Origin of the sequence: Nocardiopsis halophila DSM 44494 (assembly GCF_000341245.1) — a bacterium.
In the GTDB taxonomy this organism is placed as follows: Bacteria; Actinomycetota; Actinomycetes; order Streptosporangiales; family Streptosporangiaceae; genus Nocardiopsis_A; species Nocardiopsis_A halophila.
In genome coordinates, this window is the sequence record NZ_ANAD01000252.1 from 1 (window position 1) to 20,334 (window position 20,334).

Annotated in this window: 16 protein-coding genes and 3 pseudogenes; 3 read left to right on the forward strand and 16 right to left on the reverse strand. The window is 75.2% G+C overall.

All coding sequences use genetic code 11. The features are described 5' to 3' along the window. Positions 1-243, forward strand: a pseudogene (locus D450_RS33800) (hypothetical protein); the annotation flags it as partial. Positions 244-433: 190 nt separating this feature from the next. Here the strand turns inward: D450_RS33800 and D450_RS0126885 are convergent. The 7 genes and pseudogenes from D450_RS0126885 to D450_RS0126915 all read right to left on the reverse strand — a co-directional run bounded on the left by D450_RS0126885 (position 434) and on the right by D450_RS0126915 (position 9,845). Beyond that, positions 434-1,537, reverse strand: coding sequence for a GNAT family N-acetyltransferase (locus D450_RS0126885; RefSeq protein WP_017541720.1), 1,104 nt, complete (start codon positions 1,535-1,537; stop codon positions 434-436). A 91-nt stretch (positions 1,538-1,628) separates the two neighbouring features. After that, a complete protein-coding gene (hutI, locus tag D450_RS0126890; protein WP_017541721.1) occupies positions 1,629-2,834 on the reverse strand; it encodes an imidazolonepropionase in 1,206 nt (401 codons plus the stop codon). A gap of 70 nt (positions 2,835-2,904) precedes the next feature. After that, positions 2,905-4,293 carry a formimidoylglutamate deiminase gene (locus tag D450_RS0126895; RefSeq protein ID WP_017541722.1) on the reverse strand — a complete coding sequence of 463 codons (1,389 nt, stop codon included), beginning with the start codon at positions 4,291-4,293 and terminating at the stop codon, positions 2,905-2,907. A gap of 11 nt (positions 4,294-4,304) precedes the next feature. Continuing rightward, positions 4,305-5,614, reverse strand: a pseudogene (locus tag D450_RS31435) (allantoate amidohydrolase). Then, the gene (gene hutU / locus D450_RS0126905) at positions 5,607-7,280 is read right to left on the reverse strand and encodes a urocanate hydratase (RefSeq protein WP_017541723.1); all 1,674 of its coding nucleotides are present in this window, start codon (positions 7,278-7,280) and stop codon (positions 5,607-5,609) included. The pseudogene D450_RS31435 and the gene hutU overlap by 8 nt, the downstream one beginning before the upstream one ends. Before the next feature lie 33 nt (positions 7,281-7,313). Beyond that, a pseudogene (hutH, locus tag D450_RS31440) lies at positions 7,314-8,844 on the reverse strand (histidine ammonia-lyase). An 89-nt stretch (positions 8,845-8,933) separates the two neighbouring features. After that, on the reverse strand, positions 8,934-9,845 hold the full coding sequence (locus tag D450_RS0126915) for a LysR family transcriptional regulator (RefSeq protein WP_017541726.1): 912 nt from the start codon (positions 9,843-9,845) through the stop codon (positions 8,934-8,936). A 74-nt stretch (positions 9,846-9,919) separates the two neighbouring features. On the opposite strand from D450_RS0126915, the gene D450_RS0126920 reads away from it, so the two are divergent. Both D450_RS0126920 and D450_RS0126925 read left to right on the forward strand, forming a co-directional pair. Then, positions 9,920-10,120, forward strand: a complete 201-nt coding sequence (locus tag D450_RS0126920; RefSeq protein WP_017541727.1) for a hypothetical protein — start codon at positions 9,920-9,922, stop codon at positions 10,118-10,120. A gap of 162 nt (positions 10,121-10,282) precedes the next feature. After that, a complete protein-coding gene (locus D450_RS0126925) occupies positions 10,283-11,047 on the forward strand; it encodes an IclR family transcriptional regulator (RefSeq protein WP_026128792.1) in 765 nt (254 codons plus the stop codon). Between the two features lie 64 nt (positions 11,048-11,111). On the opposite strand, the gene D450_RS0126930 is transcribed toward D450_RS0126925, so the two are convergent. The 9 genes from D450_RS0126930 to uvrC form a co-directional block, all read right to left on the reverse strand. After that, entirely contained in the window at positions 11,112-11,510 is a 399-nt protein-coding gene (locus D450_RS0126930) for an RNA polymerase-binding protein RbpA (protein WP_083932812.1), read from the reverse strand. Positions 11,511-11,601: 91 nt separating this feature from the next. Next, the gene (gene secG / locus D450_RS0126935) at positions 11,602-11,838 is read right to left on the reverse strand and encodes a preprotein translocase subunit SecG (RefSeq protein ID WP_017541730.1); all 237 of its coding nucleotides are present in this window, start codon (positions 11,836-11,838) and stop codon (positions 11,602-11,604) included. 200 nt (positions 11,839-12,038) lie between these two features. Beyond that, positions 12,039-12,821: a triose-phosphate isomerase gene (gene tpiA / locus D450_RS0126940; RefSeq protein WP_017541731.1), complete on the reverse strand. Its 783-nt coding sequence runs from the start codon at positions 12,819-12,821 to the stop codon at positions 12,039-12,041. Positions 12,822-12,837: 16 nt separating this feature from the next. Beyond that, positions 12,838-14,025 (reverse strand): phosphoglycerate kinase, encoded by a 1,188-nt coding sequence (locus tag D450_RS0126945; protein ID WP_017541732.1) that lies wholly within the window; start codon positions 14,023-14,025, stop codon positions 12,838-12,840. A 77-nt stretch (positions 14,026-14,102) separates the two neighbouring features. Continuing rightward, complete coding sequence (gap, locus tag D450_RS0126950; RefSeq protein WP_026124652.1) at positions 14,103-15,107, reverse strand: type I glyceraldehyde-3-phosphate dehydrogenase; 1,005 nt, start codon at positions 15,105-15,107, stop codon at positions 14,103-14,105. 234 nt (positions 15,108-15,341) lie between these two features. Beyond that, positions 15,342-16,322 carry a DNA-binding protein WhiA gene (gene whiA, locus D450_RS0126955; protein WP_017541734.1) on the reverse strand — a complete coding sequence of 327 codons (981 nt, stop codon included), beginning with the start codon at positions 16,320-16,322 and terminating at the stop codon, positions 15,342-15,344. Between the two features lie 41 nt (positions 16,323-16,363). Next, positions 16,364-17,335, reverse strand: a complete 972-nt coding sequence (locus D450_RS0126960) for a gluconeogenesis factor YvcK family protein (RefSeq protein WP_193374817.1) — start codon at positions 17,333-17,335, stop codon at positions 16,364-16,366. 61 nt (positions 17,336-17,396) lie between these two features. Next, positions 17,397-18,281, reverse strand: coding sequence for an RNase adapter RapZ (rapZ, locus tag D450_RS0126965; protein ID WP_017541736.1), 885 nt, complete (start codon positions 18,279-18,281; stop codon positions 17,397-17,399). Positions 18,282-18,287: 6 nt separating this feature from the next. Further along, positions 18,288-20,261 (reverse strand): excinuclease ABC subunit UvrC, encoded by a 1,974-nt coding sequence (gene uvrC / locus D450_RS0126970; protein ID WP_017541737.1) that lies wholly within the window; start codon positions 20,259-20,261, stop codon positions 18,288-18,290. Positions 20,262-20,334 lie beyond the last annotated feature (73 nt).

The window sequence follows — 20,334 nt, forward strand, 5'->3', positions numbered from 1 at the left end:
TGGCACCCCGACAGCCCGCCGCCCGGCCGCCAGCCCCGAGCGGGGCACCGGCCGCGCCATCGTCGCCGCGCCTTCGCGATGTCCCGAGAAGGGCTGCTGCCCGCGCCCCCGGCGCCGACCTGCCTGTGGCCGATGCTCGACCCGCCCCTCGACACCTGGCCGCGGTTCGGCCTGTGGTCGGCCGCCGACGTCGCGGTCTCCCTGCTCCACGGGCGCCGCACGAGCCTGCCGGCACGCCGCTGAGCCCACCGCCGAACCAGCCGAACCAGCCGCTGAAGCGGCTGGCGGNCCGGCGTCCGACACCGCTTCGCCGGGACGCCCCGCACCGCCGCACACCCCGGGTTCGGGGGCGGGAGGGCCGGAATCCCTGGCATCCCGGCCTTCCCTCGCACGGGTCCGGAAGCGCACCCCTGGCTCCCGGACTCCGCACCCCCTACCGCCCGGCGGCCCCGGGGCGGGTCATGAGCGAGGCCAGCGGCCCCGGTTCCCGCGCGGGCACCCGGCCCGCCAGCGGCAAACGGGCCTGGACCGTGCCCGTGGACGGGCGGCCCACCGCGGCCCCGAGCCCGCGCATGATGCCCAGCATCGCGCGGTTGTCGGCGGCGGTCTCGGCCCGGACCTCCGCCATCCCCCAGTCGACGGCCACGGCGGCGAGCGCACCGGCCAGCGCGGTGCCCACCCCCCGGCCCTGCCAGGAGTCCTCCACGAGGAAGGCCATCTCCCCCACACCGGGGTCGAGCGTGTACATCAGGTGGGCCAGGGCGACCGGCTCGTCGGCCCCCTCGGGCCAGGCCGCCAGCGTCAGCCCGCGCTCGGGATCGCAGAACACCCCCAGCACACCGGACCCGGGCTCCTCCACCGCCGTCAGGTAGCGCCGGCGCTTGGTGTGCGGCGTGCAGCGGCGGTGCAGCCGGCGGAGCGCGCGGGCGTCGCCGGAGCACACCGGTCGGGTGTGCAGCCGCTCGCCCGAGGCGGTGGTCAGCGTGCCGCCGGTGGGCACCGGCCCGGCCGGGGGCAGCACCGAGCGCACCAGGGCATCGGCGCGGGCCGACTCGGTCCAGGTGAAGGGCCGGTCCACCCGGCGCAGCCGGACCCCGCGCAGCGCGCCGACCGGCACCAGCAGCTCCGACTCGGGCTCCTCGGGGAACTGCGGCGCCGCCGCGCGCCCGGAGGTGCCCAGGCCGGTCCAGCGGGCCTCGTCGGCGTTGAGCAGCTCGGCCAGGGCCTCGGGCAGCCGGTGCGGGGCGCCGCGCAGCCGCGCGGTGAGCATCAGCGCCCGGGTGACGTCGTCGCCGACCTCCCGGGGCCGGGCGGGCACGGCCGCGGCCTCCTCGCCCGCGCCGCGCCGGGTGAGCTCCTCCAGCAGCCGGCGGTGGTCGCCGGGCACGTCCACGATGAACTCGTCGACCACCCCGGCGGCGTCGGTGTGGATGGTCAGCCCCACGATGTCGCCGCCCTCGGCGGCCACCGCGCCGGCCAGGTCGGCCAGCCGCCCCGGCCGGTCCTCCACCGCGGTGCGGATGCGCCACAGTCCCATGGCCGCCCCCTCGCTCTGCGGCGCGGCCCCGGTGGCCCCGCCGTCACCGAAGAGACTGCAGGGCGCAGGTTTCCGGCGCGCTACGGCAGGGTCAACCCCGGGTGAGATCCGCCCCGGCCACCGGACGGCCCGCCCGCCACACGGCCGCCGTCATCGGCACTCCGGGACGATAGGCCAGGTAGACCGGGTCGGGCGCCTCCAGCACCGCCAGGTCGGCGCGCGAGCCCGGGGTGAGGCGTCCCACATCGGTGCGGCGCAGCGCCCGCGCCCCGCCGGCGGTGGCCGCCCACAGCGCCTCCTCGGGGGTCATGTGCATCTCCCGCACGGCCAGGGCGATGCAGAAGGCCATGCTGGAGGTGAAGCAGGAGCCCGGGTTGCAGTCGCCGGCCAGGGCCACGGTGGCGCCGGCGTCGATGAGCGCGCGGGCGTCGGGGTAGGGCTGGCGGGTGGAGAAGTCGACGCCGGGCAGCAGGGTGGCCACGGTCTCGGAGGCGGCCAGCGCCTCAACGTCCTCGGGCTCCAGGAAGGTGCAGTGGTCGACCGAGGCGGCGCCGAGCTCGGCGGCCAGGCGCGCGCCCGGGCCGGGGCCGAGCTGGTTGCCGTGGACGCGGGCGTGCAGGCCGCGGTCCATGCCCGCTTTGAGGATGCGCCGGGAGGCCTCCTCGTCGAAGGCGCCGCGCTCGCAGAAGACGTCGATCCAACGGGCGTGCGGGGCGCAGGCGTCGAGCATCTCACCGGTGACCAGGTCGACGTACCCCTGCGGGTCGTCCCGGTACTCGGGCGGGACGATGTGCGCGCCCAGGAAGGTGGCCTCCTCGGTGAGGCGCCCGGCGACGCGCAGCGCGCGCTCCTCGTCGGCGGTGCTCAGCCCGTAGCCGGACTTGATCTCCAGGGTGGTGGTCCCCTGGGCACGGGCCTCGTTGAGCAGGCGGGTCGCCTTGTCCAGCAGCTCGGCGTCGGAGGCGGCGCGGGTGGCGGCCACCGTGGTGCGGATGCCGCCGGCCTCGTAGGGGCGCCCGCTCATCCGGGCGCCGAACTCCCGGCCCCGGTCGCCGGCGAAGACGATGTGGGAGTGGCTGTCGACGAAGCCCGGGATGACGCAGCGGCCCCCGGCGTCGACGCGGGCGTCGGCGGCGGGGGCTCGGGCGGCGGGGCCGGCCCAGGCCACCGTTTCGCCCTGCACGACCAGCGCGGCGTCGGGGATCGCGCCGGTGACGCCCTCCCCCAGGGCCGGGTCGTTGGTGGCCAGGACGCCGATGCCGTCGATGAGCACGGTCTCGGGAGCGGCGTCGGTCATCAGCTGCCTCCAGGGTGGTCGGTGGTGGACGTCGTGGTCGGGTGCGGTGCGGGCGCGGCCGGGCGGCGGCTCACGCCAGCAGCTCCGTGATCGCGGTGTGCAGGCGGGCGGCGGCGTCAGGGCGGTCGAGGTGCACCCGGTCCCGGACGATCCACCGGCCGTCGGCCATGGTGTGGCGCACCTCGGCCGCGGTGGCGGCGAAGACGGCGGTGTCGGCGGCGCTGCGCGGGTCGAACCCGGCCGTGCGCACCGAGTCCAGGTCCAGCACGACCAGGTCGGCACGCTTGCCGGGCGCGATCCGTCCGGCGTCCTCCCAACCCAGCGCGTCGGCGTGGCCGCCCTCGTGCAGGGCGTCCAGCAGGCGCGGCGCCGGGACGGTGCCGCGGCGCCCGGTGCGCAGGCGCTCGTGCATCTCCGCCCCGCGTGCCTCCTCCAGCAGGTCGATGGTGGAGTGGCCGTCGCTGCCCAGGGACAGGGGAACGCGTGCGGGGTCCAGGCCGGCCAGCGGCGGCAGGCCGTCGGCCAGGTCCCGCTCGGTGGTGGGGCACAGGCACACCCCCGCCCGGGCGTCCCGGAGCAGCGCCGCGTCGGCGGGCTCCAGGTGGGTGGCGTGCACCGCGACCGGGTGCAGGTCGGCGAACAGGCCCGCCTCGTGCAGGTGGGCGGTGGGGGTGCGGCCGTAGTGGGCGCGGCAGGCCGCGTTCTCGGCGGGCTGCTCGGACAGGTGGACGTGCGGCGACGTCCGGTCGAGGCCGTCGGGCCCGTGCAGGGCGGCGAACCGGGCGAGCTGGCCGGCGGGGACGGCGCGCACCGAGTGCGCGGCGGTGCCGACCCTGGCGTGGCCGCCGCCGGGGCGGAAGGCGGCGACCCGTTCGGCCCAGGCGTCGGCGTCGCCGTCGCCGAAGCGCAGCTGGGCGCCTTCCAGGGGGCGGTGGCCGCCCCCGGCGTCCAGGCCGCCGGCGAGGTAGAGGGTGTCCAGCAGGGTGATGCGGATCCCGGCGTCGGCGGCGGGCGNGGGGTCGTCGTAGCGCTTGCCGCCGGGGGCGTGGTGCAGGTAGTGGAACTCGCCCACGCAGGTGACGCCGGCCAGTGCCATCTCGGCGTACACCCCGGCGGCCAGCTCCCGGTAGGTGTCGGGGGTCAGCCGCTCGGCGGCCCGGTACATCAGCTCGCGCCAGGTCCAGAAGGAGCCGCCGTGCTCGCCGGTCCGGCCCCGCAGGGCCCGGTGGAAGGCGTGCGAGTGGGCGTTGGCGAACCCGGGGACGACCAGGCCGTCCAGGCGCTCGGCCCCGGGCGGGGGCGCGGGCTCGCCGGTGCGCACCGAGGCGATCCGTCCGTCGCGGACCTCGATGACGGCGCCGGGCGAGGCCGCCCCGGCGTCGGCACCGGGCCCCGGCCCGGGGGTGACCAGGGCCCAGGAGCACCAGTACAGCCCGTCGCGGTGGTCGGTGGCGGACACGCGCGTCTCCTTCACTGTCGGGGTGGACGGGGCGGACGCGGTCCGGACGCGCCCTTTTCCCCCGCCGCCAGGTCCTCCAGGACGTCGGCCAGGGCCCACACGCCCGCGTGGCAGTCGGGGCGCTCGGCGTGCTCCTCCGGGGAGTGGGACACGCCGGTGGGGTTGCGCACGAACAGCATCGCCGTGGGCACGTGCGCCGCCAGCACGCCCGCGTCGTGGCCCGCCCCGGTCGGCAGGATCGGGACGGGTCCGCCGGCGCCCCCGGCCACCGCGGCGGCCCGTTCGGTCAGGCCGCCGTCGAACTCCACCACGGGGGTGTCGGACTCCTGGTGCTCCTCGGCGCCCACCCCCTGCTCCTCGGCGGCGCGGCGGACCTCCGCGGCCACGTCGGCCACCACCGCGCCCAGGTCCCCGGTGTCGGGCGCGCGGGCGTCCAGCCACGCCCGCACCCGGGAGGCGATGGCGTTGGTGCCGTTGGGCTCGGCCTCGACGCGGCCCACGGTGGCCACCGCGCCGTGCGCGGCCGCGGCGGCACGGGCGGCCAGCACCATGCGGGCCATGGGCAGCATCGGGTCGCGCCGGTCCTCCAGGCGGGTGGTGCCCGCGTGGTCGGCGCGGCCGGTGAAGGTCCAGCGCCACCGCCCGTGCGGCCAGATGGAGCGGGCGGCGCCCACCGCGCGGTCCCGGTCGGCCAGCGCCCGCCCCTGCTCGACGTGGAGTTCGACGAAGCGGCCGATGCGCGCCAGCCGCTCGGGGTCGGGCCCCATCGCGGCCGGGTCCCTCCCGGCCCGCTCCATGGCCTGGGCCCACGTGGTGCCCGAGGGGTCGGCCAGAGCGGCGGCGCGCTCGGCGGTGACCGCCCCGGTGAGCAGCCGGCTGCCCAGGCACGGCACCCCGAAGCGGGCGCCCTCCTCCTCGGCGAACACCGCGACCGCCAGCGGGCGGCGGGGCCGGACGCCGCGCCGGCGCAGCTCGGCCACGGCCGCCAGCGCGCTCACCACCCCCAGCGGGCCGTCGTAGGCGCCGCCGTCGGGGACCGAGTCCAGGTGGGAGCCGGTGACCACGGCGTCCGGGCCGGGCGCGCCCCACCAGGCCCACATGTTGCCGTTGCCGTCGGTCTCCGCGTCCAGGCCGACCCCGGCGGCCGCCCGGTGGAACCAGTCCCGCAGCTCGGCGTCGGGCCCGCCGAAGGTGAAGCGGCGGGAGCCGCCGGGGGGGGGGGCCCCGCCNCCCGCCCGATCGGGGCCAGCTCGTCCCACAGCCGGTCGAACAGCCGGTCGAACCGGCCGGTGCCGCCGTCGGCGGTGTGCGGCTCAGGCACCGGCCCCGCCCTCCCGCATCGGCAGGCGCAGGCCCTCACGCTCGGCGACCGCCTCGGCCTCGGGGTAGCCGGCGTCGGCGTGCCGGACCACGCCCGTGCCCGGGTCGTTGGTGAGCACCCGCTCCAGCTTGCGCGCGGCCAGCTCGGTGCCGTCGGCGACGCTGACCTGCCCGGCGTGCAGGGAGCGGCCCATGCCGACCCCGCCGCCGTGGTGCAGCGACACCCACGAGGCGCCCGAGGCGGTGTTGACCAGCGCGTTGAGCAGCGGCCAGTCGGCGATGGCGTCGGAGCCGTCGCGCATCGCCTCGGTCTCCCGGTAGGGGGAGGCGACCGATCCGGTGTCCAGGTGGTCGCGGCCGATCGCCAGCGGGGCGCTCACCTCCCCGGAGGCGACCAGCTCGTTGAACCGCTCCCCGGCCGCGGCCCGCTCGCCCTGGCCGAGCCAGCAGATGCGGGCCGGCAGCCCCTGGAAGGAGACCTTCTCCCCGGCCAGCCGGATCCACCGGGCCAGGTGCTCGTTCTCGGGGAACAGGTCCAGCACGGCGCGGTCGGTGCGGGCGATGTCGGCCGGGTCGCCGGAGAGCGCCGCCCAGCGGAACGGCCCCTTGCCCTCGCAGAACAGCGGGCGGATGTAGGCGGGCACGAACCCGGGGAAGTCGAAGGCGCGGGCGAACCCGGCCTCGCGGGCCTCCCCGCGGATGGAGTTGCCGTAGTCGAAGACCTCGGCCCCGGCGTCCATGAACCCGACCATGGCCTCCACGTGGGCGGCCATCGACTCCCGGGCGCGGGCGGTGAACTCGGCGGGCTTGGCGCGGGCGTAGTCGGCCCAGTCCTCGAAGGCCACCCCGGCCGGCAGGTAGGACAGCGGGTCGTGGGCGCTGGTCTGGTCGGTGACGATGTCGACGGGCGCCCCGCGCCGCTGCAGCTCGGGCACCACCTCGGCGGCGTTGCCCAGCAGCCCCACCGACAGCGGGCGGCGGGCGTCGCGGGCCTCGGTGGCCAGGCGCAGCGCCTCGTCGACGGTGTCGGCGCGCACGTCCAGGTAGCGGTGCTCGATGCGGCGGTCGATGCGGCTCGGGTCGCACTCCACGACGATCGCCGCACCGCCGTTCATGGTGACCGCCAGCGGCTGGGCGCCGCCCATGCCGCCGAGCCCGGCGGTGAGGGTGATGGTGCCCTCCAGGGTGCCGCCGCGCTCGGCGGCCACCGCACCGAAGGTCTCGTAGGTGCCCTGGAGGATGCCCTGGGTGCCGATGTAGATCCAGGACCCGGCGGTCATCTGGCCGTACATGGTCAGCCCGAGCGCCTCCAGGCGGCGGAACTCCTCCCAGGTGGCCCAGTCGCCCACCAGGTTGGAGTTGGCGATGAGCACCCGGGGCGCCCACTCGTGGGTGCGCATGACCCCGACCGGGCGGCCGGACTGCACGAGCAGGGTCTCGTCGTCCTCCAGGCCGCGCAGCGTCGCGGTGATCCGGTCGAAGCTCTCCCAGTCGCGGGCGGCCTTGCCGGTGCCGCCGTAGACGACGAGCCGCTCGGGGTGCTCGGCCACCTCGGGGTCGAGGTTGTTGTGCAGCATCCGCAGCGCCGCCTCCTGGGGCCAGCCCTTGGCGGTGCGGGCGGTGCCGCGCGGGGCGCGGACGGTGCGGGGGGTGTGCTGGGCTGCCATGACGCCTCCTGGTGTGCAGCGCGGGCGGGGGGTTCAGCGCAGGGGGACGGCCGTCTCGGCGGCCTCCACCACGGCGCCGTCGGCGATCAGGGCCGAGGCATCGGCGATCTCGGGCGCCAGGTAGCGGTCGGGGCCGGGGCCGGGCACCCGGGCGCGCAGCGCGCCGCGCACGGCGCCGGTGGCCGGGCCGGGCTCCAGCGGCGAGCGCAGGTCCAGGGCGCGGGCGGCGGTGAGCAGCTCCACGGCCAGCACGTCGGTCAGGGCGGCCACCGCGCGGCGCAGCTTGCGGGCGGCGGACCAGCCCATGGAGACGTGGTCCTCCTGCATCGCCGAGGAGGGGATGGAGTCGACGCTGGCCGGGGCGGCCAGGCGCTTCATCTCCGAGACCAGGCCGGCCTGGGTGTACTGGGCGATCATGTGGCCCGAGTCCACGCCCGGGTCGTCGGCCAGGAACGCGGGCAGGCCGTGCGAGCGGGCCACGTCGAGCATGCGGTCGGTGCGGCGCTCGGCGATGGAGGCCACGTCGGCGGCGGCGATCGCCAGGAAGTCGAGCACGTAGCCGACCGGTGCGCCGTGGAAGTTGCCGTTGGACTCCACCCGGCCGTCGGGGGTGATCACCGGGTTGTCGATGACCGCGGCCAGTTCGCGCTCGGCGACGGCGCGGGCGTGGGCCAGGGTGTCCCGGGCCGCGCCGGCGACCTGGGGGGCGCACCGCAGCGAGTAGGCGTCCTGGACCCGGGTGCAGTCCGGGCCGCGGTGCGAGGCGACGATGGGCGAGCCGTCGAGCAGCGCCAGCATGTTGGCGGCGGCGTCGGCCTGGCCCGGGTGCGGGCGCATCCGCTGCAGGTCGGCGGCGAACACCCGGTCGGTCCCCAGCAGCGCTTCCACGCTCATGGCGGCGGGGGCGTCNGCAGGCCAGCACGAGCATGCCGAGCATGCCGTCGGTGCCGTTGATCAGCGCCAGGCCCTCCTTGGCGCCCAGCTCCACCGGCTCCAGCCCGGCGGCGGCCAGCGCCTCGGCGGCGGGGCGCCGCTCGCCGGAGGAATCGCGCACCTCGCCCTCGCCCATCAGGGCCAGCGCGACGTGGCTGAGCGGGGCCAGGTCGCCGGAGCAGCCCAGGCTGCCGTACTCCAGCACCACGGGGGTGATGCCGGCGTTGAGCATGCCCTCCAGGGCGCGGGCGGTGCCGGGCTCCACACCAGTGGAGCCGGAGGCCAGGGTGCGCAGGCGCAGCAGCATCAGGGCGCGCACGACCTCGGCCTCCACCTCGGCGCCGGCCCCGGCGGCGTGCGAGCGCACCAGCGAGCGCTGGAGACGGGCCCGCAGGTCGGGGGCGATGTGCCGGGTGGCCAGGGCGCCGAAGCCGGTGCTGACGCCGTAGGCGGGCCGGTCCCCCTCGGCCAGGGCGCGCACCTGCTCGCGGCCCTCGGCCAGCGCCTTGAGCGCGTCGTCGGCCAGGCGCACCCGCGCGCCCCGGCGCGCGACGGCGACCACCTCCTCGGCGGTGAGGGAGGAGCGGCCGAGCACGACCTCGTCAGCGGTTGCGGTGGTGGTGGTGGACATGCCCCCATTCCACGCCCTCGGCGGGCCGCCCCGCAGCACCGCCGCGCACCATCTGTCCGAGATCTCAGACAGAGCGGTCGCCGTCCCGGTCAGACGCCGAGCCCGGCGGCCACCTCTTCCAGGAGCCGGCGGCCCTGGGCGACCGCCGGGCGCTCGGCCGCTCCCCGGCGCACGACGGTGAAGACGCTCCGGTACGGGGCCGAGGCGCCCTCCAGGCGGACCCGGGCCACCCCGCCGTCCTCGGGCAGGGGGAGCATCCGCGGCCCCAGCGTCACCCCCAGCCCCGCGGCGACCAGCGCCAGCACCCCCGTCCAGTCCGACACCCGGTGCGCATAGTGCGGGGTGAACCCCGCCGCAGAGCAGGCCGCCTGCACGATCCACGCCTGGTGGCACTCGTCCTTGGAGGCGATCCACTCCTGTCCGGCCGCCTCGTCCAGGCGCACCGGCGCACGCCCTTGGAGCGGGTGTCCGACCGGGACGAACAGGTCCAGGGGCTCGCGCAGCAGCGGGCGCTGATCGAAGCGGCGGTCGTCGGCCGGGGGGCCGTCCGGCGGCGGCACCGCCACGGCGATGTCGGCGCGCCCCGCCAGCAGCGCCTCGTAGGCCGGCGTCCCGTCGACTTCGCCGATCTCGACCGAGAGCCGGGGCGCCCGCTCCCGGAGCCGGGCCGCCACCGGGGCCGCCAGCGCCGACACGGCCGTCGGGTAGGCGACCATGCGCAGCACGCCGGTCCGCCCCTCGGCGTGCGCGGCCAGGTCCGTCAGCGCCCGCTCCCAGCGCTCCTCCATGGCGTCGGCGTGCTCCAGCAGCACCTGCCCCTCGGAGGTGAGCCGGATCCCGCGCCCCTGCGGGGCCAGCAGCTCCACCCCCAGGTCCCGGCCGAGCGCCCGCACCTGCTGGGAGACCGCGGACGGGGTCAGGTGCATCGCGTCGGCGGCGGCGGTGACCGTCCCGTGGTCGGCGACGGCCCTCAGGACGCGCAGCCTGCGCACATCGATCATGTAGGCGATGCTACACGTTCCCTTTCACAAAGTTGAGATGGACCTGAAGGGTTCCCGGCGCCCACACTGGACGCATGGATACCGAAACCGCCCCCCGGCCCGTCTCCGACACCGGCCGCTGCCCCTCCTGCGGGCGCCCCGACGGCACCGATGAGCAGGTGGTCTCACGCCACCCCGTGTCCTTCGGGACCATCGTCTACACCCGCTGCGCCTGCGGCCGCCTCAGCGTCCGCACCGCCCGCGCCGCCCGAGCCGACACGTTCCTGGTGAGGTGAACCATGGCCGCACCGCGCAACCACGGCGACCACGGCAACGGCGCGAAGAGGCCGGCGCACCTCCCGCGGTCGCGCCGACCGGGGGGCCGCCTGCGGCCGGGGGCCGGGCGCCGGTGGAGGCGCCGACCGTCCTCCCCTGCCTGACGTGCCACAATGCGGAGCATGTCGCATGTACCGGCCGCCACGCGGGCGCTGCGGATGCTGCGGCACCTGGCCGGGCGCTCCGGCCCGGTGTCGGCGGCGGCCCTGGCCGCCGAGCTGGGCCTGCCCCGCTCCAGCGCCTACCAGCTCCTGGAGGCCCTGGCCGACGAGGGCTTCGTGGTGCACCTGCCCGAGGAGCAGCGGTGGGGCCTGGGCGTGGCCGCCTTCGAGATCGGCTCGGCCTACCTGCGCCACGACCCGCTGGAGCGGCTGGCCCGGCCGCTGCTGTCCCGGCTGTGCGAGGAGACCGGCGCCACCGCCCACCTGGGCATCCTGCACGGCCGCGACACCCTCTACCTGCTCAAGGAGCACCCCCCGCACGCCCCCGTGCTCATCACCGGCGTGGGGGTGCGCCTGCCCGCCCACCTGACCGCCTCGGGCCGGGTCCTGCTCGCGCACCTGCCGCGCGCCCAGGTGCGGGCGCTGTACCCGGGCGCCGACGCCTTCGTCGACCGCACCGGGCGCGGCCCGGCCTCCCCCGGCGAGCTGCGCGAGGCGCTGGCCGCCGAGCGCCGCCAGGGCTACGCGCTGGAGGAGGGCCAGGTCACCGACGGCTTCTCCTCGGTGGCCGCGGCCGCCTTCGACCACAACGCCGCGCCCGTGGCCGCGATCAGCCTCACCGTGCCCTCCGAGCGCCCGGTCACCCCCACCGCCCTGGCCTCGCGCGCCCGCGACGCCGCCGCCGAGCTCACCCGGCGCCTCGGCGGGCGCCCGCCCTCCGGCTGAGGGCCGCACACGAGAACGGGGACCCCGCGATGCGGGGTCCCCGTTCCGTGGTCTGCGCTGCGGCTCAGCGGCCCGCCTTGGCCTTGGCCTTCGCCTTGGCGTTGGCCTCCATCTCGGCCCGGATCTCGGCGCGCTCGGCGCGCAGCTTGGCCAGGGCCTCGTCCAGGATGGCCTTGCCGTCCTCCTCGCTGCGGCGCTCCTTCACGTAGGCCAGGTGCGTCTTGTAGGGCTCGGTCCGCGGCGGGGACGGCGGGTTCTGGGGGTCCTTGCCGGCGGGGAACCCGCACCGGGGGCAGTCCCACTCCTCGGGGACCGCGGCCTCGTTCGAGAAACTGGGCACGACCTCGTGCTTGTTGGCGCAGTAGAACGGAACCCGGATGCGCGGCGCGGACTCGCCGCGCTCGGCCTCGCCCATCGGACCGGCGCCCACGCGGCTGCCACGGATGGCGCTGCCACTACCCACGAAACTCTCCTTCGGCGGACACGCCCCACCGCGGGCGGGGCACGGAAAAGACTGGCGCGCGCCCCGGTGCGGCGGGCACGGCGGAACTGGTTCAGGCGCCCCGGTTGATGAGCAGGCCGAGCACGACCACGGCGATGATCCACACCAGGGCCGTGACGACGGTGATCCGGTCGAGGTTGCGCTCCACCACCGACGAACCGCCGAGGGAGGAGGTGACACCGCCGCCGAAGAGGTCGGACAGGCCGCCGCCCTTGCCCTTGTGCAGGAGCACCATGAGGACCAGCAGCACGCTGCAGAGCATCACGAGGATGGACAGACCGAGGATCACACGCTCACCCGAATCTCGACCCCGACGAGGGGAATGGACGGCTCGGGTCCCAAGACCGCAGGCACGCCGCTCGGCTGGGCCAAGGGCCCGGCGGAGGAGGGACCGGGGACAGTATCTGAAATTCTAACGCGAACGCGGGACGCACGTACGCCAGGAGGACGAACCTCCGGGGAAGTGTAGCGCGTCCCGCGCACCGGCCGTCACGTGTCGAACTTGACCAGCTTCGCGAAGTCGTCGGCCTTGAGGCTCGCCCCGCCCACCAGGGCGCCGTCGATGTCGGCCTTGGCCATGATGCCGCCGATGTTGTCCGGCTTGACCGAACCGCCGTAGAGCACCCGCGTCTTGGCGGCCGTGGCCTCGTCGTACAGGCCGGCCAGGGTGGCGCGGACCGCGGCCCCGCACACCTCCTGGGCGTCGTCGGGGGTGGCGACCTCGCCGGTGCCGATCGCCCAGACCGGCTCGTAGGCGATGACCAGGCGCTCGACCTGCTCGGCGGTGAGCCCCTTCACGGCCGCCTCGACCTGCGCGGAGGTGTGCGCGACCTGGTCGCCGGCCTTGCGCACCTCCAGCCCCTCGCCCACGCACAGGATCGGGGTGATGTCGTGCGCGAAGGCGGCCTTGACCTTGGCGTTGACCAGGGCGTCGTCCTCGGCGTGGTACTCGCGGCGCTCGGAGTGGCCCGCCAGCACGTAGGAGCACCCCAGCTTGGCCAGCATGGGGCCGGAGACCTCGCCGGTGTAGGCGCCCTTCTCGTGCCGCGAGAGGTCCTGGGCGCCGTAGGCGATGGAGAGCTTGTCGCCGTCCACCAGGGTCTGCACGCTGCGCAGGTCGGTGAAGGGGGGAAGGACGACCACCTCGGCGCGGTCGTAGTCCGCGGCGTCGAGGGCGAAGGCGAGCTTCTGCACCAGCGCGATCGCCTCGAGGTGGTTGTTGTTCATCTTCCAGTTGCCGGCGATGAGCGGCTTGCGCTCGGGCTGTGCCATGGTTCGGTGCTTCCTCTCAGTCCTTCAGGGCTTCGATGCCCGGAAGGTCCTTGCCCTCCAGGTACTCCAGGCTGGCTCCGCCGCCCGTGGAGATGTGGCCGAACCCCGCCTCGTCGAAGCCGAGCGCGCGCACGGCCGCGGCCGAGTCGCCGCCGCCGACCACGGTGAAGGCGGCCGAGTCGACCAGGGCCCCGGCCAGCGCGCGGGTGCCGTGGGAGTAGGGCTCCATCTCGAACACGCCCATGGGCCCGTTCCAGAAGACGGTGCGGCTCTCGTGCACCTTCCGGGCGAACAGCTCGGCGCTCTGCGGGCCGATGTCCAGGCCCATCCGGTCGGCGGGGATCGCCTCGACCGGGACCGGGCCGTGCGGGGCGTCGGCCGAGAACGACTCGGCGGCCACCACGTCGACCGGCAGCACGATCTCCACGCCGCGCTCCTCGGCCTCGCGCAGGTACCCGGCGACGGTGTCGACCTGGTCGGCCTCCAGGAGGCTGGAGCCGACCTCCTGCCCCTTGGCCTTGAGGAAGGTGTAGGCCATGCCGCCGCCGATGACCAGGCGGTCGGCGGTGCCCAGCAGGTTGGCGATGACGCCGAGCTTGTCGGAGACCTTGGCCCCGCCCAGCACGACGGTGTAGGGCCGCTGCGGGTCCTCGGTGAGCCGGCGCAGAACCTGCACCTCGGCCAGCACCAGGCCGCCGACGGCGTGCGGCAGCCGCGCGGGCAGGTCGTAGACGCTGGCGTGCCTGCGGTGCACCGCGCCGAAGCCGTCGCCGACGTAGAGGTCGGCCAGTCCGGCCAGGCGGTCGGCGAACTCGCCGCGCTCGGCGTCGTCCTTGCTGGTCTCCCCCGGCTCGAAGCGCAGGTTCTCCAGCAGCGCCACACCGCCGTCGTCCAGGGACTCCACGGCGGAGCGGGCCGCCTCGCCCGCGGTGTCCTCGGCGAAGGCGACCGGGGCGCCCAGCAGCTCGCCGAGGCGCTCGGCGACCGGGCGCAGCGTGTAGGCCGCGTCGGGCGCGCCCTTGGGGCGGCCCAGGTGGGCGGCGACGACCACCCGGGCGCCGCGGCCGCGCAGCTTCTCGATGGTGGGCAGGGCGGCGCGGATCCGGCCGTCGTCGGTGATGCGCCCGCCGTCCAGGGGCACGTTCAGGTCGGACCGGACGAAGACCCGCTTGCCCGCGACGTCGAGGTCGTCGATCGTCCGCATGCTCTTCTCCGTTGTCGGGGTCGTGGTCGGTGGTGAAACGTGCCGGGCGGCGCGCCCCGCCGAGCGGGGCGCGNGGCCTACAGGCCGGTGCCGACCAGCTTGGCGGCGTCGACGAGGCGGTTGGAGTAGCCCCACTCGTTGTCGTACCAGCCCACGATCTTGACCGTGTTGCCGAAGGCCATGGTCAGCTGGGAGTCGAAGGTGCACGAGGGGGAGGTGCCGACGATGTCGGAGGAGACGATCGGGTCGGCGGTGTAGCGCAGCACGTTCTTGAGCGGGCCGTCGGCGGCGGCCTTGAACGCGGCGTTGACCTCCTCGGAGGTGACCTCCCGCTCCAGCTCCACCACCAGGTCGGTGACCGAGCCGTCCGGCACCGGGACGCGCATGGCCATGCCGTCCAGCTTGCCCTTGAGCTCGGGCAGCACCAGGGCGGTCGCCTTGGCGGCACCGGTGCTGGTGGGGATGATGTTGGCGGCCGCGGCGCGGGCCCGGCGCAGGTCCTTGTGCGGGAAGTCCAGGATGACCTGGTCGTTGGTGTAGGCGTGGACCGTCGTCATCAGGCCCTTGGTGATCCCGAAGGAGTCGAGCAGGACCTTGGCCATCGGCGCCACGCAGTTGGTGGTGCACGAGGCGTTGGAGATGACGTGGTGCTTGGCCGGGTCGTAGGTGTCGTCGTTCACGCCCATGACGACGGTCATGTCCTCGCCCTTGGCCGGGGCGGAGACGATGACCTTCTTGGCGCCGGCCTGGATGTGCTTCTTGGCGTCCTCGGCGTTGGTGAACCGGCCGGTGGACTCGATGACGACGTCCACGCCCAGCTCGCCCCAGGGCAGCTGGGCCGGGTCGCGCTGCTCCAGCGTCTTGATGGTGGTGCTGCCGACCCGGATGGAGTCCTCGCCCACCTCGACGTCGCCGTCCAGGGTGCCCAGCACCGAGTCGTACTTGAGCAGGTGCGCCAGGGTGGCGTTGTCGGTGAGGTCGTTCACCGCGACGATCTCGACCTCGCTGCCGGCGGCCTGGGCGGCGCGCCAGAAGTTGCGGCCGATCCGACCGAAACCGTTCACGCCTACACGGATGGTCACGGTAACCAGTCTCCTCACGTTCGTTCGCGCGGGCGGGGATAAAGAGCGCCGGGGGGTTGTCAGGGCCGAGCCTATCGCCCCGCGGCGGCGCCGGGCCCAGTGTGGCACCGTCCGCGAGCAGAGGACTAGACCATTTTCAGAAGTTTTCGCAGGCCGCCCGCCCCTCACAAAGGCGAACACCCGCACCCGGGGTGACCGGGAAGAATTCTGATTCCTTCACACCGATTCACACGCTCAGCAGGCGAGCATGTCCGGGGTCAGGTTGGCGTCGGTGCCGGCGATACCAAGGTCACACGCGCGCTTGTCGGCCATGGCCAGCAGCCGCCGGATCCGCCCGGCGATCGCGTCCTTGGTCAGCGGGGGCGTGGACAGCTGGCCCAGCTCCTCCAGCGACGCCTGCTTGTGCGCCAGCCGCAGCCTGCCGGCCGCCACCAGGTGGTCGGGGGCCTCATCGCCGAGGATCTCCAGCGCCCGCTCCACCCGCGCGCCCGCGGCCACCGCCGCCCGCGCGCTGCGCCGCAGGTTGGCGTCGTCGAAGTTGGCCAGCCGGTTGGCGGTGGCCCGCACCTCGCGGCGCATCCGCCGCTCCTCCCAGGCCAGCACGCTCTGGTGGGCGCCCAGCAGGGTGAGCAGCGCCCCGATGGAGTCGCCGTCGCGCACCACCACCCGGTCCACCCCGCGCACCTCGCGCGCCTTGGCGTGCACCTTGAGCCGGCGGGCCGCCCCCACCAGCGCCAGCGCCGCCTCCGGGCCCGGGCAGGTCACCTCCAGCGACATCGACCGCCCCGGCTCGGTCAGCGAGCCGTGCGCGATGAACGCCCCCCGCCAGGCCGACTCGGCGTCGCAGGAGCCGCCGGCCACCACGTGCCGGGGCAGCCCGCGCACCGGGCGCCCGTTGTTGTCGATCAGCCCGGTCTGCCGGGCCAGGCTCTCGCCGTCCTTGATCACCCGGACCACGTACCGGTTGCCCTTGCGCAGCCCGCTGGGGGCCAGCACCACCACCTCGGACTCGTGGCCGAAGACCTCGGAGATGTCACGGCGCAGCCGACGGGCGGCCGCCCCGGTGTCCAGCTCGGCCTCGATCACGATCCTCCCGCCCACCAGGTGCAGCCCACCGGTGAAGCGAAGGATCGTGGAGACCTCGGCTTTGCGGCAGCACGGTTTGAGCACGGACAGCCGGCTCAGCTCGTCCTTCACCACGCCGGTCATCGCCATGGATGCGGTCCTCCCCCTGGAACTCGTCTTCCCACGGCACACTACTGCTCTGCGCCCCGGAACACCCGGTCGAACACGGCGGCCAGGCGGTCCGGGTCGTGACGGGGGCTGCCGTCGCCGACCCCGACGTCGGCCAGCACCAGCTCCCCGCCCAGCCGCGCCGCCGCCTCGCGCAGCGGCCCGGCGTCCTGCACCACCGAGCGGTCGGCCAGCACCACGTCCACCCCCAGCTCGGGGGCGTGCTCCTCCAGCACCCGCAGGTAGGTCTCGGGCGCGAAGCCGTCGGTCTCGCCGCGCTGCGGCGACAGGTTGAGCGCCACCACCCGCCGCGCCGCGGTGTCCACCAGCGCCCGCGCCAGGTCCGGCACCAGCAGGTGCGGCAGCACGCTGGTGAACCAGGAGCCGGGGCCGAAGACCACCCAGTCGGCCTCGTGCACCGCCTTGACCGCCTGCGGCGAGGCCGGCGGCGACTCCGGGAGCAGGGAGATCGAGCGCACCCGCCCCCCGGTGCTGGCGCAGGCCACCTGGCCGCGCACGGTCACCACCTCGCCGGGGCGGTCGGCATCGGCCCCCTCCACCTCCGCGGCGATGTCCAGCGGCACCGACGACATCGGCAGCACCCGCCCGTGCGCGCCCAGCAGCTGGCCCACCCAGTCCAGGCCCGCCACCGAGTCGCCGAGCAGCTCCCACAGCGCCACGATGAGCAGGTTGCCCACCGCGTGCCCGTGCAGCTCCCCCTCGCTGCGGAAGCGGTGCTGGACCACCTCGCTCCAGGTGTGCCCCCACTCGTCGTCGCCGCACAGCGCCGCCAGCGCCATGCGCAGGTCGCCCGGGGGCAGCACGCCCAGCTCGCGGCGGAGCCGCCCGCTGGACCCCCCGTCGTCGGCGACGGTGACCACGGCGGTCAGATCGGTGGTCACCCGGCGCAGCGCCTGCAGGGACGCCGACAGTCCGTGCCCCCCGCCCAGGGCCACCACCCGGGGCGGCGGCCCGGAGTCCGCGCCTGCTCCCATAGCCATCACCGGCCCAATGGTAGGCACGCCCGGGCGACTGCGCGATTCGACGCCCCCGGCCTCACTCCCGGCCGACGTCGCGGTGGACCACGTGCACCTCCACGCCCTGCTCGCCGAGGATCTCGCCGAACCGCTCGGCCATGGCCACGCTGCGGTGCTTGCCGCCCGTGCAGCCCACCGCCAGCGTCATGTAGTGCTTGCCCTCGCGCCGGTAGCCCTCGATGAGCAGGCGCAGCACCTCGGTGTAGGCGTCCAGCATCTCCTTGGCCCCGCCCTGGGCCAGCACGTAGTCGCGCACCGGCTCGTCCCGGCCGTTGAGCGGGCGCAGCTCGGGCACCCAGTGCGGGTTGGGCAGGAAGCGGCAGTCCAGCACCAGGTCGGCGTCGACCGGCAGGCCGTGCTTGAAGCCGAAGGAGACCACGTTGGCGCGCGGGCGGGCCTCCTCGGCCTCCCCGAAGAAGCCGATCACCTTGGCCTTGAGCTGGTGCACGTTGCTCTGCGAGGTGTCGATCACCAGGTCGGCCTCGCCCCGGATGGCGCGCAGCGTCTCGCGCTCGCGGGCGATGCCGTCGGTCAGCCGCCCCTCCCCCTGCAGCGGGTGCGGGCGGCGCACGCTCTCGAAGCGGCGCACCAGCGCCTCGTCGCCGGCCTCCAGGAACACCACGCGGGCGGTGATGCCGCGCGAGCGCAGCTCCTCCACCGTGGACAGCAGGTCCTCGGTGAAGGCCATGGAGCGCACGTCCACCACGGCGGCCACCCGGGGCACCGCGCCGCGGGTGCGCCCGGCCAGTTCGATCATGGTGGGCAGCAGCCCGGGCGGAAGGTTGTCCACCACGAACCAGTCCAGGTCCTCCAGCGCCCGGGCGGCGGTGCTGCGGCCCGCCCCCGACATTCCGGTGACGATCACGATCTCCGGCGGCAGATCCGCACTGAGTCCCTCCGCCATCACAGCTCATCCCCCATCGTTGCGTTCCTGTCCACCGTTGAGGTGGGCGTGCACGGCCTCGGCGGTGGCCCGGCCCACCCCCGGCACCTGTGCGATCTCCTCGGGGCCCGCCGCCTTGAGCCGCTTGACCGAACCGAAGTGCTTGATCAGCGCCGCCCGGCGGGCCGGCCCCAGGCCGGGGACGTCGTCCAGCGCGCTGCCGGTGAGCGCCTGGGAGCGCTTCTTGCGGTGGTAGGCGATGGCGAACCGGTGCGCCTCGTCGCGCACCCGCTGCAGCAGGTACAGCCCCTCCCCCGCGCGCGGCAGGATCACCGGGTCCTCTTCGCCGGGCAGCCAGACCTCCTCCAGCCGCTTGGCCAGGCCGCACACCGCGACGTCGTCGATGCCCAGGTCGTCCAGCGCCCGGCGGGCCGCCTCCACCTGCGGGCGGCCCCCGTCCACGACCACAAGGTTAGGCGGGTAGGCGAATCTGCCGGGAGCCGCCCCCTCGCCCTCGGACGCCTCCCCGGCCGTGGGCCCCTCCTCGCCCATGGTGGCCAGCTCCCCGCTCTTGGCTCCCTCCTCCAGGTAGCGGGTGAAGCGGCGGTGGACGACCTCGTACATCGAGGCGGCGTCGTGCTGCTCGCGGTCGCCCTTGGCGGTGCCGCGGATGGAGAAGCGCCGGTACTCCTTCTTGCGGGCCAGGCCGTCCTCGAAGACCACCATCGAGGCGACCACGTGCTCGCCCATCAGGTTGGAGATGTCGAAGCACTCGATCCGCAGCGGGGCCTCGGGCAGGTCCAGCGCCTCCTGGACCTCCTGGAGGGCGCGGCTGCGCGTGGTCAGGTCCCCGGCCCGCTGCGTCTTGTGCCGGGCCAGGGCCTGGTCGGCGTTCTTGCCCACGGTCTCCAGCAGGGTCTTCTTGTCGCCCCTCTGGGGTACCCGCAGGTCCACCCGCGCCCCCCGCAGCTCCGTGAGCCACGCCACGACCGCGTCGCGGTCGGCGGGCTCGGCCGAGACCAGCACCTCGCGCGGCACGGCCGCGCCTTCGGCGCCGCCGGCGTCCCCGCCTCCGTAGGCCTGGGCCAGGAAGCGCTCGACGAGGCCGCCGGTGCCCACGTCCTCGACCTTGTCCACCACCCAGCCGCGGCGTCCCCGGATGCGGCCGCCGCGCACATAGAAGACCTGGACCGCGGCCTCCAGGGGGTCCTCGGCGAAGGCGATGACGTCGCAGTCGGTGGAGTCGGACAGCACCACCGACTGCTTCTCCAGGGCGGTGCGCAGCGCCTGCACGTCGTCGCGGATGCGGGCGGCCCGCTCGTACTCCTGGTCCTGCGCGGCCTGGCGCATCGAGCCCTCCAGCGCGCGGATGAAGCGCCCGGTGTCCCCGGCCATGAAGGAGCAGAAGTCCTCGGCCAGCTCGCGGTGCTCCTCGGCGCCGATCTTTCCGGTGCACGGGGCCGAGCACTTGCCGATGTAGCCCAGAAGGCAGGGGCGGCCGCTGTTCCGGGCGCTCCGGAACACCCCGGCCGAGCAGGTCCGCACCGGGAACACCCGCAGCAGCAGGTCGACGGTCTCGCGGATGGCCCAGGCGTGGCCGTAGGGGCCGAAGTAGCGCACCCCCTTGCGTTTGGCCCCCCGCATGACCTGCACCCGGGGGAACTCCTCGCCCATGGTGACGGCCAGGTAGGGGTAGCTCTTGTCGTCGCGGTACTTGACGTTGAAGCGGGGGTCGTACTCCTTGATCCAGGAGTACTCCAGCTGCAGGGCCTCCACCTCGGTGCCGACGACGGTCCAGTCGACGTCGGCGGCGGTGGAGACCATGGTCTGCGTGCGGGGGTGCAGCGCGGCGAAGTCCTGGAAGTAGGAGGAGAGCCGCGCGCGCAGGTTCTTCGCCTTGCCCACGTAGATGACCCGCCCGTGCTCGTCACGGAAGCGGTATACCCCGGGCGAGGTCGGGATCGAACCCGGGCGGGGGCGCAGATGGGGTCGGACCGTCATGGCTCCATTGTGGTCGGCCCCGGGGACGATCGACCAATCGGCCGTAACGCCCGTCATGCCGGACAGCGTCGTC